This is a genomic window from Streptacidiphilus jeojiensis (genome assembly GCF_042510965.1).
Classification (GTDB): Bacteria; Actinomycetota; Actinomycetes; order Streptomycetales; family Streptomycetaceae; genus Streptacidiphilus; species Streptacidiphilus jeojiensis.
In genome coordinates this window covers 57,883-73,858 of sequence record NZ_JBEUKS010000022.1, presented here as the reverse complement: position 1 = coordinate 73,858, position 15,976 = coordinate 57,883, and the positions used below count along the sequence as shown (strand labels likewise).

General features: G+C 73.5%; 15 protein-coding genes and 1 tRNA gene. 4 read left to right on the top strand and 12 right to left on the bottom strand.

The features are described from left to right. Positions 1-87: 87 nt before the first annotated feature. A tRNA-Cys gene (locus ABUW04_RS38575) sits at positions 88-162 on the top strand. A 75-nt stretch (positions 163-237) separates the two neighbouring features. Here ABUW04_RS38575 and ABUW04_RS38570 read toward each other — a convergent pair. Genes ABUW04_RS38570 through ABUW04_RS38555 form a run of 4 tightly spaced genes read right to left on the bottom strand, consistent with a single transcriptional unit; the run spans position 238 to position 3,372 of the window. Beyond that, positions 238-438 (bottom strand): ferredoxin, encoded by a 201-nt coding sequence (locus tag ABUW04_RS38570; RefSeq protein WP_030260570.1) that lies wholly within the window; start codon positions 436-438, stop codon positions 238-240. Then, entirely contained in the window at positions 435-1,700 is a 1,266-nt protein-coding gene (locus ABUW04_RS38565) for an NADH-ubiquinone oxidoreductase-F iron-sulfur binding region domain-containing protein (protein WP_380568950.1), read from the bottom strand. The genes ABUW04_RS38570 and ABUW04_RS38565 overlap by 4 nt, the downstream gene beginning before the upstream one ends. 5 nt (positions 1,701-1,705) lie before the next feature. Beyond that, positions 1,706-2,365, bottom strand: coding sequence for a ferric reductase-like transmembrane domain-containing protein (locus tag ABUW04_RS38560; RefSeq protein WP_380568949.1), 660 nt, complete (start codon positions 2,363-2,365; stop codon positions 1,706-1,708). After that, entirely contained in the window at positions 2,362-3,372 is a 1,011-nt protein-coding gene (locus ABUW04_RS38555) for an FAD:protein FMN transferase (protein ID WP_380568948.1), read from the bottom strand. The genes ABUW04_RS38560 and ABUW04_RS38555 overlap by 4 nt, the downstream gene beginning before the upstream one ends. Positions 3,373-3,387: 15 nt before the next feature. On the opposite strand from ABUW04_RS38555, the gene ABUW04_RS38550 reads away from it, so the two are divergent. Next, positions 3,388-3,843 (top strand): hypothetical protein, encoded by a 456-nt coding sequence (locus tag ABUW04_RS38550; protein ID WP_380568947.1) that lies wholly within the window; start codon positions 3,388-3,390, stop codon positions 3,841-3,843. A 55-nt stretch (positions 3,844-3,898) separates the two neighbouring features. On the opposite strand, the gene ABUW04_RS38545 is transcribed toward ABUW04_RS38550, so the two are convergent. The 6 genes from ABUW04_RS38545 to ABUW04_RS38520 all read right to left on the bottom strand — a co-directional run bounded on the left by ABUW04_RS38545 (position 3,899) and on the right by ABUW04_RS38520 (position 11,306). Continuing rightward, a complete protein-coding gene (locus tag ABUW04_RS38545; RefSeq protein ID WP_380568967.1) occupies positions 3,899-6,292 on the bottom strand; it encodes a xanthine dehydrogenase family protein molybdopterin-binding subunit in 2,394 nt (797 codons plus the stop codon). A 92-nt stretch (positions 6,293-6,384) separates the two neighbouring features. Beyond that, positions 6,385-7,497: a (2Fe-2S)-binding protein gene (locus ABUW04_RS38540; protein ID WP_380568946.1), complete on the bottom strand. Its 1,113-nt coding sequence runs from the start codon at positions 7,495-7,497 to the stop codon at positions 6,385-6,387. Between the two features lie 38 nt (positions 7,498-7,535). Next, positions 7,536-8,408: an FAD binding domain-containing protein gene (locus ABUW04_RS38535; protein WP_084715097.1), complete on the bottom strand. Its 873-nt coding sequence runs from the start codon at positions 8,406-8,408 to the stop codon at positions 7,536-7,538. Between the two features lie 253 nt (positions 8,409-8,661). Continuing rightward, the gene (locus tag ABUW04_RS38530; RefSeq protein ID WP_380568945.1) at positions 8,662-10,281 is read right to left on the bottom strand and encodes a beta-N-acetylhexosaminidase; all 1,620 of its coding nucleotides are present in this window, start codon (positions 10,279-10,281) and stop codon (positions 8,662-8,664) included. 143 nt (positions 10,282-10,424) lie between these two features. Continuing rightward, positions 10,425-10,703: a DUF3039 domain-containing protein gene (locus ABUW04_RS38525; protein WP_030260591.1), complete on the bottom strand. Its 279-nt coding sequence runs from the start codon at positions 10,701-10,703 to the stop codon at positions 10,425-10,427. Between the two features lie 24 nt (positions 10,704-10,727). Continuing rightward, positions 10,728-11,306 carry a YqgE/AlgH family protein gene (locus ABUW04_RS38520; protein WP_030260594.1) on the bottom strand — a complete coding sequence of 193 codons (579 nt, stop codon included), beginning with the start codon at positions 11,304-11,306 and terminating at the stop codon, positions 10,728-10,730. A gap of 337 nt (positions 11,307-11,643) precedes the next feature. Between ABUW04_RS38520 and murA the strand changes: the two genes are divergently transcribed. Both murA and ABUW04_RS38510 read left to right on the top strand, forming a co-directional pair. Further along, positions 11,644-12,975 (top strand): UDP-N-acetylglucosamine 1-carboxyvinyltransferase, encoded by a 1,332-nt coding sequence (gene murA / locus ABUW04_RS38515; RefSeq protein ID WP_030260598.1) that lies wholly within the window; start codon positions 11,644-11,646, stop codon positions 12,973-12,975. A gap of 46 nt (positions 12,976-13,021) precedes the next feature. Then, positions 13,022-13,774, top strand: a complete 753-nt coding sequence (locus tag ABUW04_RS38510) for a hypothetical protein (protein ID WP_380568943.1) — start codon at positions 13,022-13,024, stop codon at positions 13,772-13,774. Here the strand turns inward: ABUW04_RS38510 and murJ are convergent. After that, positions 13,752-15,395, bottom strand: coding sequence for a murein biosynthesis integral membrane protein MurJ (gene murJ / locus ABUW04_RS38505; RefSeq protein WP_380568942.1), 1,644 nt, complete (start codon positions 15,393-15,395; stop codon positions 13,752-13,754). The genes ABUW04_RS38510 and murJ overlap by 23 nt on opposite strands. 95 nt (positions 15,396-15,490) lie before the next feature. Then, the gene (locus tag ABUW04_RS38500) at positions 15,491-15,772 is read right to left on the bottom strand and encodes an HU family DNA-binding protein (RefSeq protein ID WP_030260605.1); all 282 of its coding nucleotides are present in this window, start codon (positions 15,770-15,772) and stop codon (positions 15,491-15,493) included. Positions 15,773-15,976: the final 204 nt, after the last annotated feature.

The window sequence follows — 15,976 nt, the reverse complement described above, 5'->3', positions numbered from 1 at the left end:
GCTGTACGGCGTGTTGCTGTCCCGCCGTCAGCTGAAGCAGAGTCTGCTGAAGCACTGTCTGCCCGATCTCTGCGTCACCCCTGTCACGGCCGTGTGCCCGAGTGGTTGAGGGGACCGCCTGCAAAGCGGTTTACGCCGGTTCGAATCCGGTCATGGCCTCCAGTCCTTCCGTGGGATTTCCTCCCATTGCATTTATATTGCCGTGCGTGAATTCATGACGCATTCACGCACGGATTCTCACTGCAGTTTCAGGGCCAGTACCGGGCAGTCGGCGGCGGCCCGCTTGGCGCGGCGGACGGCTTCGGGTGGGAGCGGGGTGCCCTCGACCAGGGGGTAGCCCCACTCGTCCAGGGTGATCCGCTCCGGGAGCAGTTCCGCGCACAGGCCGTGGGCGGTGCAGGCGGTCCAGTCGACGGCGAGTCGCAGGTCGGTGTTCATCGCAGGCCCTCCGGAGCGGGGTCGGACGGGACCGGCAGCAGCGGCGCCGGGTTGCTGCCGGTGCAGTAGCCGACCTGGTGGGCGGAGGCCTCGGCGGCGAAGACGGTGAGGGCGCTGCGCACCAGCCGCACCGTTCCGTCCGGGTGGTGGCACACGCCGCGGCCCTCGACCAGGCCGGACCAGCGGGCCAGGTCGTCGAGCAGCCGGGGCGAGCCGACGGCCCGCAGCGGCGAGGCCAGATCGGCGAAGGCGGCGGCGATCCGCGGCAGCCCGTTGAGGCAGGGGCCGCACTGTCCGGCCGACTCCAGCGCCAGGTAGCGCAGCACCCGGGCGGTCTCGACCAGCCCGCAGCGGTCGGCCGGCAGCGCCGCCAGCACGCCCGCGCCCAGCGGCACGCCCAGGTCGGCCGCGGCCAGGCGCCGGTCCAGCGCGGCCGCCGGCAGCCAGCTGCCGTGGTAGCCGCCCACCAGCACCGCCTGGACCGGCGACGGGAGCGGGCCGAACAGCCGCCGCAGCGGCGTCCCGGTGGAGGCTTCGCACACCCGGGGCGCCGCCCCGGCGGTGTGGACGGTGCACAGCATGGAGCCGGGCTCCGCCGCGGTGCCCGCGGTGCGGAACCAGCCGGGGCCGTAGCGGGAGACCAGCGCCAGCTGGGCCAGCGTCTCCACGTTCTGCACCAGGGTGGGCGCCCCGCCGACGCCGCGTTCGCGGGTCGGCGGCTGCGGGAAGCGGGGCAGACCGCTGCCGCCGGAGAGGTAGCCGGTGAGCGCGGAGGACTCGCCGGAGAGGAACCGGCGCGGCACCTCGGTCAGCTCAACCCGGTCGCCGCCGCGCTCGGCCAGTGCGGCGCGCAGCCCGGGCAGCAGGCCGCTGCCCTGCTCCACGGCCAGGTGCGCGGTCCGGGCGCCGATCGCCTCGGCGGCGGTCAGCAGCCCGTCCAGGACCAGGTGCGGGGCCAGCCGCAGCAGCGTCGCGTCCTTGTGGCTGGCGGGTTCGCCCTCGCAGCCGTTGGCCACGGCGACGGGGGTCCGTCCGCTGCGTCCGGCCGCCGCAGCGACGGCCTCCAGCTTGCGGTGCACCGGGAAGGCGGCACCGCCGCGCCCGGTCAGCCCGGCCTCGGCGAGCATCGCCGACAGCCCCTGCGCGCCGGCCCGGGGGCCGTACTGCGCGGTGTGGGCGGCCAGGTCCAGCGGGGTCCGCGGCAGCAGCCGGGGCAGGGCGTCGTGCAGGACGGCGCCGGCGGGCTGAGGAATGGTCGTCATGGCCGTCAGGCTCCCTTCCGGGTGTCGGCGTACTCGCGGGCCGGGGCGGCAGCCGCGGTGCGGTGCGCGGCGTCGACCGATTCGGAGCGCGCCAGCAGCGCGGCCGGGGTCTCCGGCGCCGAGGGCCGCAGCGCCACCCGGATCCGTACCGCGACGGCGGCCAGGACGGCGGCCACGCAGGCCACGGTCAGCCACAGGGCCACGCCGGAGGCCATCCCGCCGGTGCCGGAGCCCAGGGTGAGCCCGTGCACCACGGCCACCGGCCAGGACGCGTAGGCCAGCCAGTGCACCGCGCGCCAGACCCGGTGCCCGATCCTGGCCCGCAGCACGCTGGTGACGATCACGGCGAGCAGCAGGTCGAAGCCGACCGTGCCCAGGCCGAGCCAGAGCGGCTGGAAGTCGCTGACGAACGGCACCACGCTGTCGACCAGGCTGATGTTGACGTAGGAGTCGGCGACGGCGGTGACGATGTGGATCGCCAGGAACACCATCGCCAGCATGGAGAGGGTGCGGTGCAGGGTGACCGTGCCGAACCGGGGCAGGCCCGGGAGCCGACCCCTCATCTGCACCGTCACACCCAGCACGGTGACCGCGGAGAACAGCACCAGCGAGACCACGCCGGTGGCCTGGCCCGCGTACCAGAGCACGGGGGAGGACGAACTCATGCCGCCACCTCCTGCTGCACTTCCGCCTCGGCGGGCCAGTCGGCCACCGCGGTGACGGTGCCGTCGGCGGCGACCAGCCGGGCCGGGAGGCGGTGGTCGGCCAGCCACTGCGGGGCCGAGGTGCCGCGCACCATCGCGGCGGTGCTGGCGGTGTTGGCGTCCAGGCAGGTGCCGGCCGCGACGCTGACGGTGCGCCAGGGCGTCTCCGCCGGGAGGCCGGTGCGCGGGTCGACCAGGTGGTGCATCGGACGGCTGCCGCGCCGCCAGCGCCGGGCGCTGATGCCCGAGCTGGCCAGGCCGCCGTCGCGGATGGTGACCAGCGCGTGCGGGCCCTCGGCGGCCGCGTCGACGGGTCCGGTGGCGTCCTGGACCCGTATTCGCCAGCCGCCCTCGGGGGCGCTCCCGGCCACGGCGGTGTCGCCGCCCAGGCTGACCAGGACGCCGCAGCCGGCGTCCGCGGCGAGCCGGGCGGCGGCCCGGTCCGCGGCCCAGGCCTTGGCGGTGGCGCCGAGGTCGAGCTCCACGCCCGGGGGCATGGCGACGGTGCAGGCGTCCGGGTCCAGCACGACCTTGCGCCAGCCCGGCACCGGCCGTACCAGCAGCCGCACCGGCCGGCCGTCCCGTTCGACCAGCTGGAAGTCGCGGTCGTAGCCGATGGCAGCCATCGCCGAGCCGACGGTGGGGTCGACGTCGCCGTCGGTGAGCTCGGCCGCCCGGAGCGCGGCGGCCAGGGCCTCGGCGAGCAGCGGGACCACCGGGACCGGGTGCCCGTCGGCGTAGCCGGCCGCGGTGTTCAGGCCGACCAGGTGGGAGTCGTCGCGGAAGCGGCTGCAGGCGGCGTCGACCTCGTCGAGCCAGTGCGCCAGCGCGTCGCGGCAGTCGTCCAGCCGGAGCGGGTCGGTGACCACCAGCCGGACGGCACAGCCGAGGGCGCGCCAGTCGGCGGAGGCGGTGGGCGTGGGGGTGGAGGTGGCGGTAGGGGGCGCGGTCGCGGTGCGGGCGGTCATCAGGAACCCCCGGAGGTGGTGTCGGAGCTGCCGCTGTTGCTGCTGGAGCCGGACGTGCTGCCGGAACTGCTGGACGTGCTGCTGCTGGACGCGCTGCTGCTGCTCGCGGTCGGGCTGGAGCTGGGGGTGGACAGCCCGCTCGTGCTGGACGAGGCCGAGGACGACGCCGAGGAGGACGCCGAGGACGACGGGGTTGATGCCGAAGGAGTAGTGGTCGACGTGGTCGGGGTCGAAGTGGTGTCCGTCGTGCCGGTGTCCGCCGTGGTCGAGGTGGACGGCATCGCCGCCATCAGCGCCAGGGTCCCGGCAACGCTCACCACGGCGACCCCGGCGCTCACCGCCGAGGTGCGGTTCGCCCCCTTGCGAGCGGTCTCGGGGGTCCGCCCTGCTCTCCGTGCCATCACGCTGCTCCGTTCGCTCGGCTGGTGCGGACCTTGGTCCGTCCTCCACCACCCTGAGGGAGCTTTGTGAGAGAGCTCTGAGCAGAGCCTGAGCGTTCCGCCGTGATCGGCCTGTTATCTTCCGCCTACCCGGCGACGTCCTCCGCCGGTATCGGCAGCCGGTTGACCTGCCGCCCGGTGGCCGCCCTGACCGCCGCGGCGACCGCCGCCGGGGCGACCGTGGCCGGGGCCGCGCCGACGGCCTTGGCGCCGAAGGGGGCGACCACGTCGCGCTCCTCCAGCAGGGCCACCACCCTGATCGCGGGGGCGTCCAGGGAGGTGGGCAGACGGTACCGGGTGAAGGAGGCGTTGGAGATCCGGCCGCCCTCGCTGACCAGGTCCTCCATCAGCGCCAGGCCGAGACCCTGGGTGGCGCCGGCCTCGATCCTGGCCTCGATCTGCTCGGGGTTGAGCGCCCGGCCCACGTCCTGGGCCACCGCCAGTTCGACCACCCGGACCGTGCCCAGCTCCACGTCCACGTCCACCACGGCGCGCATCGCGCAGAAGGCCAGGCCGACGAAGGCGTCGCCCTGCCCGGTCTCCGAGTCCAGCGGCTCGGTGGGGTGCGGGCGGCACTGCGCCGTGGCCCACAGGTCCTTGCCCTCCAGGGCCTGGAGCACCGGCATGCCCAGCACCCCGTCGTAGGAGGTGATCTTGCCGTCGCTGATGGTGAGCAGCTCCGGCGACATCCCGAACTGCATCGCCAGTGGCTGCAGCAGCTGGTGCCGCACCATCAGCGCCGCACGCTCGACGGCGCCGCCGGAGACCCAGGTCTGCCGTCCGCGCGCGGACGGACCGGCCGGGGGCTGGTCGGTGTCCACCGGCGCGATGTAGACGTCGGTGATGCCCAGCACGTCCTGGACGATCTGCCGGGCCAGGGTGGAGAAGCCGGTGCCGGTGTCCACGGCCGTGCACATCACCGAGGCCTGCGAACCGCTGACGCGCACCGAGGCCGTGGAGACCTCGTCCGCGCCCTCGGCGCCCAGGATGTGCACCATGCCGACGGCGTAGCCGATGCCGCGCCGCACGGCGGCCGGGTCGCCCGCGCCGCCGGGGCCGCCGGGCAGCAGCCACTCGTCGTCGGGCTGGTCCACCGGCAGCGGCGGCAGCGGCTCGGCGGCCAGCGCGTCCAGCAGCTCGCTGACCGGGGCCGGGCAGGTGACGGCCTGGCCGGTGGGCAGCAGGTCGCCGGTCGACATGGCGTTGCGTCGACGAATCTCCAACCGGTCCAGGTCCAGCGCCGCCGCCAGCCGGTCAAGCTGGGACTCGTAGGCGAAGCAGGTCTGCAGCGAGCCCTCGCCGCGCATTCGCCCGGCCGGCGGGTTGTTGGTGCGCACCGCCCAGGCGTCCACGAAGACGTGCGGGACCACGTAGGGGCCCGCGGCCATCGCCGCAGCCGCGGCCAGTGCCTCGCTGGACACCTCGGCGTAGGCGCCGCCGTCCAGCAGCAGCTGGGCCTCGACCTTGAGCAGTCGGCCCTCGGCGTCGGCGTGGTGCCGGTAGCGGAGCAGCGCCGGGTGCCGGTGAGGGTGCGTCAGGAAGGACTCCTCCCTGGTCAGCGCCATCTTCACCGGATGCCCGGTGCGGATCGCCAGCAGCCCCAGGGCGACCTGGAAGCCGACGTCCTCCCGGTCCGCGGTGGCGCCGGGGACGCCGCTGACGACCAGTCGGACCCGGTCCGGCTCCAGGCCGAGGCAGTGCGCGGCGCGGTCCCGGTCGCCGTGCGGGTCGGTGCTGGCGACATGCAGCTCCACGCCGCCGTCCGGGCGCGGCACGGCGAGGCCGGCCTCGGCGCCGATCGGCGCGGGGTCCTGCCGGCCGACCTTGTAGAGGCCCTCGACGACGACGTCGCCGACCACCTCGGGGTCGCCGAAGCGCACCGGCTGGTGCCGGAAGAGGTTGCCGTCGGGGTGGATCGGCGGGGCGGTGAACGCCGCCTCCGGGTCGGTCAGCGGCTCCAGCGGCTCGTAGGCGACGGTGATCGCGGCGGCGGCGAGGCGGGCGGTGTCGGGGTGGTCGGCGGCGACGGCCGCGACCGGCTCGCCGAAGTGCCGCACCACGTCGGCGGCGAACACCGGGCGGTCCTGCACGATCGGTCCGCTGGGCGCGCCGTCCGGCTGCCCGGTCGGGCCGAGCCGCAGGTCGGCGGCGGTGACCACGGCGTACACCCCGGGGATCGCCAGGGCCGGGCCGTAGTCGATGGAGAGGATCCGGGCGTGGGCGTACGGCGAGCGCGCGACCGCGCCCCAGAGCAGGCCCTCGGCCCAGAGGTCGGCGGCGTAGGGGAACGTCCCCATGGCCTTGGCCAGCGCGTCGGCGCGGATCGGCGAGGTGCCGAGACCGACCGGCTCGGCGGCCTCGGTCCCGTCGGCGCCCTCGCCGCGCTCGGCGACCTGCGCGGGGATCCGCGGCTGGGTGAGCGTGCCGCCGCCGACCGTGGTGGCGGTGGTGGTCGCGGCCGTCGCGGTGCCCCCGCCCAGGGCCGCGCCGGTGGCGCTGCCCGGATCGCCCTGCCGGACGCCGGGGCCGGGTGCGGTCAGGTTGTTGTCGTCGCCGGAGCTGGAGGGCAGGGTCATGCTCCGGCCTCCGGCGCGTGGGTGTTCTGGTGCGTGCCCTGATGCGTGCCCTGGTGCGGCAGGACGTAGACGCCGGGCTCGGCGCCCTCGGGCGCGCCGGGCGGCTGCGTGCCCGGCAGCGGGTACTCGGCCTGCGGGTACGCCTGCGGCTGGAAGCCGGCCTGGTAGGGCTCGGGCTGCGGCTGCTGGGCGTAGACCGGGTAGGCGTACTGCTGCTCGGCGGGCGGCTGCTCGGTGTTCAGCCCGTCCATCGGCCCGAACAGCGGGTCCGCCTGCGGCTCGGGGTGGTGGTGGTCGGGGTGGTGGTGGTCGATGTGCTGGGCCTCGCCCTGCTGCTGGCCGGGGATCTCCACGTCGGAGTAGACCGGGTACTCGTCCACCGGGTACCCGTCGCCCGGGTACTCGTCCCGGCCGAGCGGCTCGCCCGCGAGGTCGTCGGCCAGGCTGTCGTCGGCCAGGCTGTCCGGGTCGGCTGCGTCGGCCGTCTCGGCCTGCTCCCCGGGGCCGGCCGCGTCCGCCGCCTCCGACGCTGCCTCGGCGGCCGCCTCCGCGGCTTCCGCCGCCTCGGCCCGGGACTGGGCCACCTTCTCGATCGCGGCCAGCGCGCCCTGGTACCCGGTGCAGCGGCACAGGTTGCCGCACAGCGCCTCCCGGGCCTGCAGCTCGGTCGGCTGGTGGTTGCGCTCCAGCAGGTCGTGGACGGCCATGGCCATGCCGGGGATGCAGTAGCCGCACTGCACCGCACCGCTCTCGGCCAAGGCCCGCTGCACGTCGGAGGCGCTGCCGTCGGCGGCCAGCCCCTCGACGGTGCGGATCTCGCTGTCGGCCGCCAGCGCTGCCGGGACCAGGCAGGCCGCGGTCAGCTGCCCGTCCAGCTGCACCGAGCAGGCTCCGCACTCGCCCTGGTCGCAGCCGCCCTTGGCGCCGGCCAGGCCGAGCCGCTCGCGCAGCACGTACAGCAGGCTCTCGCCGATCCAGGCGCCGTTCACCGGGCGGTCGACCCCGTTGACCCGCAGCAGGTAGGAGACCCGCGGAGATCCGTCCGCGCCGCCGAAGCCGGACAGCTCGGAGCCCGGCTCCTGCGGGTCGGTGCCGTAGGGGGACGTCACGGCATTGGATGTCACAGCGTTGGTCGTCACAGCGTCCGTCACTTCAACGCCCTCCCGAGTGCGCGGCGGGCCAGTACGGAAACGGTACGACGGAGTCGTGCCGCCGCCGCGGCCGGGCCCCCTTCCATCCCGTCCGGCTGGCTGTCCGGCAGTCCCGCCGGCTGCGGTTCGGGCACGCAGGCCGCGGCGACGTACTCGCCGAAGGCCGCTGCCGCCGCGGGGTCTATGGCCCGGTCGCCGTCCCAGTCGATGCAGCCCGACACCCACTGCTCGGCCTCCAGCGGCCGCAGCGGCACCGGGGCGACCGCGCCGACCGCGCAGCGCACCGCGCGCCGGCCGGGGTCGAGCACCAGGGCGACGGAGGCGACGGCCCGGGACGGGCCGGTGCGCCCGGTCGCCTTGAGGAACACCTGGGGTGCGTGCAGCAGCGGTACCCGGACGTAGCCGAGGAGTTCGCCGCCGCGCATCGGGTCCAGGCCGGTGAGCAGATGGCTGACCGGAACCTCGCGGCCGCCCTCCGGGCCGACCAGGGTGACCGTGGCCTCCAGCGCGGCCAGCACCGGCAGGGTGTCCCCGGCCGGGTCGGCGGTGACGATGTTGCCGCCCAGCGTGCCGGCGTTGCGCACCTGCGGCGGTCCGGCGCTGCGGGCGGCCTCGGCCAGTGCGGGCATCAGTGCCGCGAAGTCGGGGCGGCCCATCCGGGCGTGGGTCAGACCGGCACCCAGTTGGGCGGTGCCGTCCTGGTACTGCCAACCGCGCAGCTCGTTGATCCGCCCCAGGCCGATCAGCGCCATCGGGCGCAGCAGACCTGCGTTGACCGCCCCCATGAGGTCGGTCCCGCCGGCCACGGGGACGGCCGCCGGGGAGGCCGCCAGCGCCGTGACGGCCTCGTCCAGCGAGGCCGGGAGCATGATCGTTTGGTTCACCTGTGTCCCACCGTGCTCGGGTTCCGCACACGCCGCTGCTTTTTTAGAGCTTGCGCCCGTACGGTACGTGCAAACGGGTGGCTGGCGCACCCTCCCGCTCCCCCGACCGCGTGGTGACAGCCGAAGGAGCCCACCAGTCGCCCTTATTGCCCGAATTGATGCCTTTTATTGCTCCAATCCTTCGGTGTTCGACTCCGCACTGACACACTCTGCACCGCTCTGCCCCACCCTGACCCGGTCACGCCTCCGGCGGTGCGCCCTCGATCGGACGCCCCGCCACCCCGGGCCGCCGCTGCCACGGCCGCGGGCCGTCCTGCGGGCGGTACTCCACCCCGAGCGCGTCCAACCGGGCGCGGTGGACGGCCATCCGGGCGTCGAACCCGGCCCAGTCCCGCTCGGCCGGCTCCTGCGGCAGCCGCGACCAGGCGACCTCGGCGAACGCCGCCAGCCTGGGGAAGGCGTGGTAGTCCACCTCGCGGACGTCGTCCATGAACTCGGTCCAGAGGTTGGCCTGAGTGCCGATCACATGGGCGGCGGCCTCCGGGTCCTGACGCAGCGCCGGGGGCAGCGGCTCGAACCGGTAGACGTCCTCCAGGGTGCGCACCCAGCCCACCGGGGCCGGCTCGTCGTCGCCGGGGGCCTGCCGGTGGTCCAGGTAGACGTACTGCTCCGGGCACATCACCACGTCGTGGCCGGCCTTGGCCGCGGCGACGCCGCCCGCGTAGCCGCGCCAGGACGAGACCGCGGCGCCGGGGGCGAGCCCCCCTTCGAGGATCTCGTCCCACCCGATCAGGCGACGCCCGCGCGCGGCCAGCCAGCTGTCGAAGTGCCGCAGGAACCAGCTCTGCAGCTCGTCCTCGTCGGCCAGCTCCTGCTCCTTGATCCGGGCCTGGGCGGAGGGGCTGGCCTTCCACTGCTCCTTGGGGCACTCGTCGCCGCCCAGGTGGACGAAGCGGGACGGGAAGATCTCCAGCACCTCGTCCAGGACGTTCTCGTAGAAGCGCAGCGTGCCGTCCTCGACGTTCAGCACATTGGCGTTGACCCCCCAGTCCGTCCAGGTGGACAGGGCGGCGGTGTCGACGACGTCGTGGTTCCCCAGCTCGGGGTAGGCGGCGATGGCGGCCTGGGCGTGGCCGGGGATGTCGATCTCGGGGACGACGGTGATCTGCCGCTCGGCGGCGTAGGCGACGATCTCGCGCAGGTCGTCCTGGGTGTAGAAGCCGCCGTGCGGACGGTTGTCCCGGTTCCCCGCGGAGCGGTAGCCGACCATGGACCGGTCGCGCCAGCCGCCGACCTCGGTCAGCTTCGGGTAGCGCTTGATCTCGACGCGCCAACCCTGGTCGTCGGTGAGGTGCAGATGCAGCACATTGAGCTTGTGCGCCGCGAGCAGGTCGAGGTAGCGCAGCACGTCCGCCTTGGGCAGGAAGTGCCGGGAGACGTCCAGCAGCACCCCGCGCCAGCCGAAGCGGGGGGCGTCCTCGACGGTCAGGCAGGGCAGCCGCCAGCCCTCGCGCTTCAGCGGGGCGCGCCGGAAGGCCTCAGCGCCGAGCAGTTGGCGCAGCGTCTGCGCCCCCCAGAACAGCCCGGCCGGGCCGCCACCGGTGAGCACGACCCCGGTGGCCGACACCCGCAGGCGGTACGCCTCCGGTTCGAGCTCCTCCGGCGCCAGGGCCAGTGCGATCCCGGCCGCGCCGGGCCCCGACGACAGCGGCAGTCCGGTGGCCGCCCCGACGGTGTCCCGCAGCCAGCGCTGCACGCCCTCGGTACCGGGACCGCCGTCCAGCCCGGTACCGGCGTCGAGCGGGAAGAACTGATCGGCATCGGCGCCAAAGCTGACCGGGGCAGGTATGAGGTCCATGACGAATCATCCTGCCCCGCCCACGCCCATTGGTCCAGACCAAACGTGCCCTTGCGCCCCCGAAGGGGCGCGAGGAACTGCGCGGCCAACCATGCACCAACGTAGAGCGCCGACCAAACCGAGCCCCGCTCCCCAGTGGCCGCCTACTTCTTGTCCTTGTCCCCGCCCCCGTCAAGCCCCTCGAAGATCTCCTTGCACATCGGACAGACGGGGTACTTCTTCGGGTCACGCCCGGGTACCCAGACCTTGCCGCACAGCGCGACCACCGGGGACCCGGACAGCGCGCTGTCCATGATCTTGTCGCGCTTCACGTAGTGCGCGAAGCGCTCGTGGTCGCCGTCCCCGTGGGACGTCTGCGGTACCGGCTCGACGAGGGTGCCAAGGCCGCCTACACGCTCGGGTTCAGGTTCAAGGGTGCTCATAGCAGACCAGTCTAGAACCGTCCCCTAGTTCATCGAAGGGTCGTCCGGATAGGTCGCCACCATCGCCAGCTCCCCGCGCTGCCGTCGCAGCACCGCCCGCCACAGCCGTCCGGGGTCGGGGACCGACACGTCCCCGGGTTCCGACTCGACGACGTACCAGGCGCCCTCGAGGAGTTCGTCCTCCAACTGCCCCGGGCCCCAGCCCGCGTACCCGGCGAAGACCCGCAGCGAGCCCAGCTCCGAGGCCAGCAGTTCCGGCGGGGCCTCCAGGTCGACCAGGCCGATCGCACCGTGCACCCGGCGCCAGCCCAGCAGCTCCTCGATCGGCTGGTCCCCCGGGACCACCGCGAGGGCCAGCGCCGAGTCCAGCGCTACCGGGCCGCCCTGGAAGACCACCGCGGGGACGCCCGCCAGCTCGGCCCAGGGCTCCAGCACGGATTCCACGTCCACCGGGGTCGGCCGGTTCAGCACCACCCCGAGGGTGCCCTCCTCGTCGTGGTCGAGCAGCAGCACCACGGCGCGGTCGAAGTTCGGATCGGTGAGCGCGGGCGTCGCCACGAGCAGCCTGCCCGCGAGTGAGACGGCCTCGGTCATGGTCGACATGATCCCGCAGTCCAGGCGGGCGGGCAACGAATTCGCCGCCGGCGGACGCCCGGGCTGATGCGCGGTCAGCTCCGCGAGCCGAGGCGGGCCGAGCCGAACCGACCGGCTCCAGCCGTTGTCCATGTGGCGTTCGACACATTCTTCGATACCGACCTGCGGTTTAACGCCGCCATACCAAGGACAGGCGCCGCTGGGGAACCAGGGCCATCCGGATTAACATCTCCTGGGGTGACGGACCGGCATCAACTCACAGGCACACGTACAAGAAGCCCACCTGTGCCGCCCGGTCTCTCCGCACCGTCCCGAACCACTCCTCACCTCCCTGGATCGCGAGAACATGACCGACGATGTCCTGCTTGTCCACGGCGGCAACCCGCTCGAGGGCGAGATCCGTGTCCGCGGCGCGAAGAACCTCGTGCCGAAGGCCATGGTGGCCGCGCTGCTCGGACACGAACCCAGTCGGCTCCGCAACGTCCCCGACATCCGCGACGTCAAGGTCGTCCGGGGGCTGCTGCAGCTGCACGGGGTGCTGGTGCACGAGGGGGACGAGCCCGGTGAGTTGATCCTGGACCCCACCCATGTCGAGAGCGCCAACGTCGCCGACATCGACGCGCACGCCGGCAGCTCGCGGATCCCGATCCTGTTCTGCGGCCCGCTGCTGCACCGCCTCGGCCACGCCTTCATCCCCGGCCTCGGCGGCTGCGACATCGGCGGCCGTCCGGTCGACTTCCACTTCGACGTGCTGCGGCAGTTCGGCGCGGTCATCGAGAAGCACCCGCAGGGCACCGTGCTCACCGCGCCGCAGCGGCTCCGCGGCACCAAGATCGAGCTGCCCTACCCCTCGGTCGGCGCGACCGAGCAGGTGCTGCTCACCGCGGTGCTGGCGGAGGGCGTCACCGAGCTGCGCAACGCGGCGATCGAGCCGGAGATCGTCGACCTCATCTGCGTGCTGCAGAAGATGGGCGCGATCATCTCCATGGGGACCGACCGCACCATCCTGGTCACCGGCGTGGACCGGCTCACCGGCTACAACCACCGTGCCCTGCCGGACCGCCTGGAGTCCGCCTCCTGGGCCTGCGCGGCCCTGGCCACCGGCGGCAACATCTACGTCCACGGCGCGCGCCAGCTGGAGATGATGACCTTCCTCAACACCTTCCGGAAGGTCGGCGGCGCCTTCGAGGTGGACGACGAGGGCATCCGCTTCTGGCACCCGGGCGGCGAGCTCAACGCCATCGCCCTGGAGACCGACGTCCACCCCGGCTTCCAGACCGACTGGCAGCAGCCCCTGGTGGTGGCGCTCACCCAGGCCGACGGCCTCTCCATCGTCCACGAGACGGTGTACGAGTCCCGCCTCGGCTTCACCTCGGCGCTCAACCAGATGGGCGCCCACATCCAGCTCTACCGCGAGTGCCTGGGCAGCACCCCCTGCCGCTTCGGCCAGCGCAACTTCCTCCACTCCGCGGTGGTCTCCGGCCCCTCCAAGCTCCAGGGCGGCGAACTCGTCATCCCCGACCTCCGCGGCGGCTTCTCCTACCTGATCGCGGCGCTGGCCGCCCAGGGCACCTCCAAGGTCCACGGCATCGACCTGATCAACCGCGGCTACGAGAACTTCATGGAGAAGCTCCGGGCCCTGGGCGCACATGTGGAGCTCCCGGGCGAGGCGGAGTAGCCATAATGCTTTGCCAACCGGCGGTCCCGCTGGTTGACTCGAACAGGTGATCAGGACAGCGACCGACCGCCGGACCTGGATACGGGCAGCGGCCTGGAACAACGCGGAATGGTGCGCGGCCGTGTGTCGGACGCACCGTCAGGATCCGGGCACGGCCGGGGGCGGGACGTTCGCCCGGGGGTTGTGGAGCAGTGACGGGACGCCGCCTCCGCTCTACCCGGACGTGGTGACGCTGGACCCGGCCGCCACCGGGGCGCAGGCGGTGGCGCGGATCGAGCTGACCCCTGCCACCGCGTCCGTGAAGGACTCCTTCGACTGCCTGGACCTGGCCGGGGTCGGCTTCTCCCCGCTGTTCGAGGCCCAGTGGATCATCCGGGCACCGGAGGAGCGACTGCGGCCCGTCCCGGGCTGGTCCGTGGTCCGCGATGCCGACGGTCTGGCCGCCTGGGCAACGGCCTGGGACGGCGGGCAGGGCTACGGCGAGATCTTCCGGTCCGAGCTGCTGGACCAGCAGGACGTGGCCGTGCTGCAGGCCCGGGACCGTGACGGACGGGTGCTGGCCGGGGCCGTGGCCAACCGCAGCGCCACCGTCGCCGGCGTGGTCGGGCTCTCCAACGTCTTCGCCACCGAGGCCGCCGAGCGCGGCCTGCTCGAAGCCTGGGCGGACGCGTCCGCCGTCGCCGGGCGCCACTGGCCGGGCCTGCCGGTCGTCGGCTACGAACACGGCGAGGACCTCGACTCCGCCCTCATCCAGGGCTTCGACACCCTCGGCCCCCTCAAGGTCTGGATCCGCTGGTAACCCGGGCCCCCGGCGCGAACCGCCGTACCAGGCGCAGCTCCGGCAGCCGCAGCAACCAGGCCGAGGCCAGGAACAACGGGCCCATCGCCAATGCGCCGGCCGGCGCCGACACCGGTGCGCCCAGGTGCAGGCTCCGCACCACCGCCCAGGATGCGGCCGCAGCTGGTCCGGCGGCGAGGACCAGCTTCAGGTAGGTGCGGGACAGCCGTCTTCCGTCCAGCCGTCCCGCCAGCCTCCGCCGCAGCCGGGTCGCGGTGAGCAGCAGCCCGGCCAGGTAGGAGAGCGAGTACGCGGCCGCCATCCCGGTCACGGCCCAGCGCGCCGGCAGCAGCAGGTGACAGCCGACGGCGAGGGCGATGTCCAGCCCCGAGATCCACAGGGCGGCCCAGAACGGGGTCCTGGTGTCGGAGAACGCGTAGAAGCCGCGGAGCAGGAGGTACTGGGCGGAGAACGGGATCAGCCCCAGGGCGAAGGCCTGCAGCATCCGACCCATGGGGAGGGTCGGGCCGTGGCCCGGGAGCAGCGCGGTGATCTCGGGGCCGAAGGCGAGGAAGAAGAAGGCGGCCGGGACGATCACCATCCCGGTTGCCCTGAGGCCTCGGGAGAGCTCGTCGCGGACGTCGTCGAGCCGCTGCTCGGCGACGGCCCGGCTGAGCCTGGGCAGCAGTGCGGTCACCAGCGAGACGGTGATCACGGACTGCGGCAGCTGCCAGATGGTCTGGGCGTAGGTGTAGGCGGAGGTGCCGACGCCCCCGTGCGGCAGCGCCGAGTCCGCGGCGGTGGCGTAGCGGGTGACGACGGTGACGGCCGCCAGGTTGGCCGCGACGAACAGCAGGGTCCAGCGGGCGGCGCTGATGCTCGCGCGCAGCCCCGTACCGCGCCAGTCGAAGCGTGGCCGGAAGCTGAAGCCGCATCCGCGCAGGTACGGGATCAGGGCCAGGGCCTGCAGGGCGATGCCGGCCGTGGTGCCGATGCCGAGCAGCCGGACGTCGGCCGGGGTGACCGAAGTCGACCCGGACGAGCTGCCGATCAGGCCCAGGTAGAGACCGAACAGCGTAATCAGCACCAGATTGTTGAGCACCGGGGTCCACATCATCGCGCCGAACCTGTTCCGGGCGTTGAGCAGTTGCCCGAGGATCGCGTAGAGCCCGTAGAAGAGGATCTGCGGCAGCAGGAAGCGGGCGAAGACCACCGTCAGTTCGAAGGCGGCGTGGTGGTCGGGGGTGTCCGGGAGGTAGATCGAGGCGATCTCGGGGGCGGCCAGCACAGCGAGCAGGGTGCCGGCAGCGAGTACGCACAGCACCATCGTCAGCAGCCGCTGCTCGTGCGCCAGTCCGCCGTCCCGGTGCTGCACCCTGGCCCGGACCAGCTGCGGCACCAGGACCGAGTTGAGCGCTCCGCCGATCAGCAGGGTGTAGAGGCTGGCCGGAACGGTGTTGGCGTTGTTGTAGGTGGTCGCCAGCAGCCCGGTGCCGAGCGCGGCGACCTGGAGTCCCAGCCGGATGAAGCCGGTGGCCCGGGAGACCACCGTCCCCACCACCATCAGCGCCGAGGTCCTGGCCAGGCCCCCGGCCGGGCGTCGGCGGGCGGCGTGACGTGCGGCGTGGCGCGTTGATCCCATGGGGGGCAGGACGCCGGACGCACAGCGCCGGGTTCCCCGGCCCCGGGAGGGGACGGTGAACCCGGCGGCTGCTTGCTGCGGCTGCCCAGGGGGACTTACTTGCCCTTGGCGGCTTCCTTGAGCTTGGAGCCCGCGGAGACCTTCACGCTGTAGCCGGCGGCGATCTGGATCGGGTCGCCGGTCTGCGGGTTGCGCGCGGTACGAGCGGCACGGTGGGTGCGCTCGAAGGTCAGGAAGCCGGGGATGGTGACCTTCTCGTCACCCTTGGCGACGACGTCGCCGACGACCTCGGCGAGCGCGGCCAGGACGGCGTCGGCGTCCTTGCGGGTCACCTCGGCGCGCTCGGAGAGGGCGGCCACCAGCTCACTGCGGTTCATGTGTACTCCATTGTGGTCTGTCGCGTTGCGATCCTCGGCTGCCCCGGAGGACCGCCGCCTCGACTGTCGTACCGACAGGCGATGGGGGTTCCGCTGGACGCCCCAGGCTGCGCAAATCTCTTGCCTTGGGACGAATCCTGCCCCCACCACCGCCGGGAAAGCGAATCCGGCTCCAGCGGGGGTCACACGAACAGCGCCATGCAG

Coding starts and splice junctions, on each gene's coding strand:
- ABUW04_RS38570 (WP_030260570.1), bottom strand. CDS start 438: ATGAACACCGACCTGCGACTCGCCGTCGACTGGACCGCCTGCACCGCC.
- ABUW04_RS38565 (WP_380568950.1), bottom strand. CDS start 1,700: ATGACGACCATTCCTCAGCCCGCCGGCGCCGTCCTGCACGACGCCCTG.
- ABUW04_RS38560 (WP_380568949.1), bottom strand. CDS start 2,365: ATGAGTTCGTCCTCCCCCGTGCTCTGGTACGCGGGCCAGGCCACCGGC.
- ABUW04_RS38555 (WP_380568948.1), bottom strand. CDS start 3,372: ATGACCGCCCGCACCGCGACCGCGCCCCCTACCGCCACCTCCACCCCC.
- ABUW04_RS38535 (WP_084715097.1), bottom strand. CDS start 8,408: ATGCTCCCGGCCTCGCTGGACGAGGCCGTCACGGCGCTGGCGGCCTCC.
- ABUW04_RS38530 (WP_380568945.1), bottom strand. CDS start 10,281: ATGGACCTCATACCTGCCCCGGTCAGCTTTGGCGCCGATGCCGATCAG.
- ABUW04_RS38525 (WP_030260591.1), bottom strand. CDS start 10,703: ATGAGCACCCTTGAACCTGAACCCGAGCGTGTAGGCGGCCTTGGCACC.
- ABUW04_RS38520 (WP_030260594.1), bottom strand. CDS start 11,306: ATGTCGACCATGACCGAGGCCGTCTCACTCGCGGGCAGGCTGCTCGTG.
- murA (WP_030260598.1), top strand. CDS start 11,644: ATGACCGACGATGTCCTGCTTGTCCACGGCGGCAACCCGCTCGAGGGC.
- murJ (WP_380568942.1), bottom strand. CDS start 15,395: ATGGGATCAACGCGCCACGCCGCACGTCACGCCGCCCGCCGACGCCCG.
- ABUW04_RS38500 (WP_030260605.1), bottom strand. CDS start 15,772: ATGAACCGCAGTGAGCTGGTGGCCGCCCTCTCCGAGCGCGCCGAGGTG.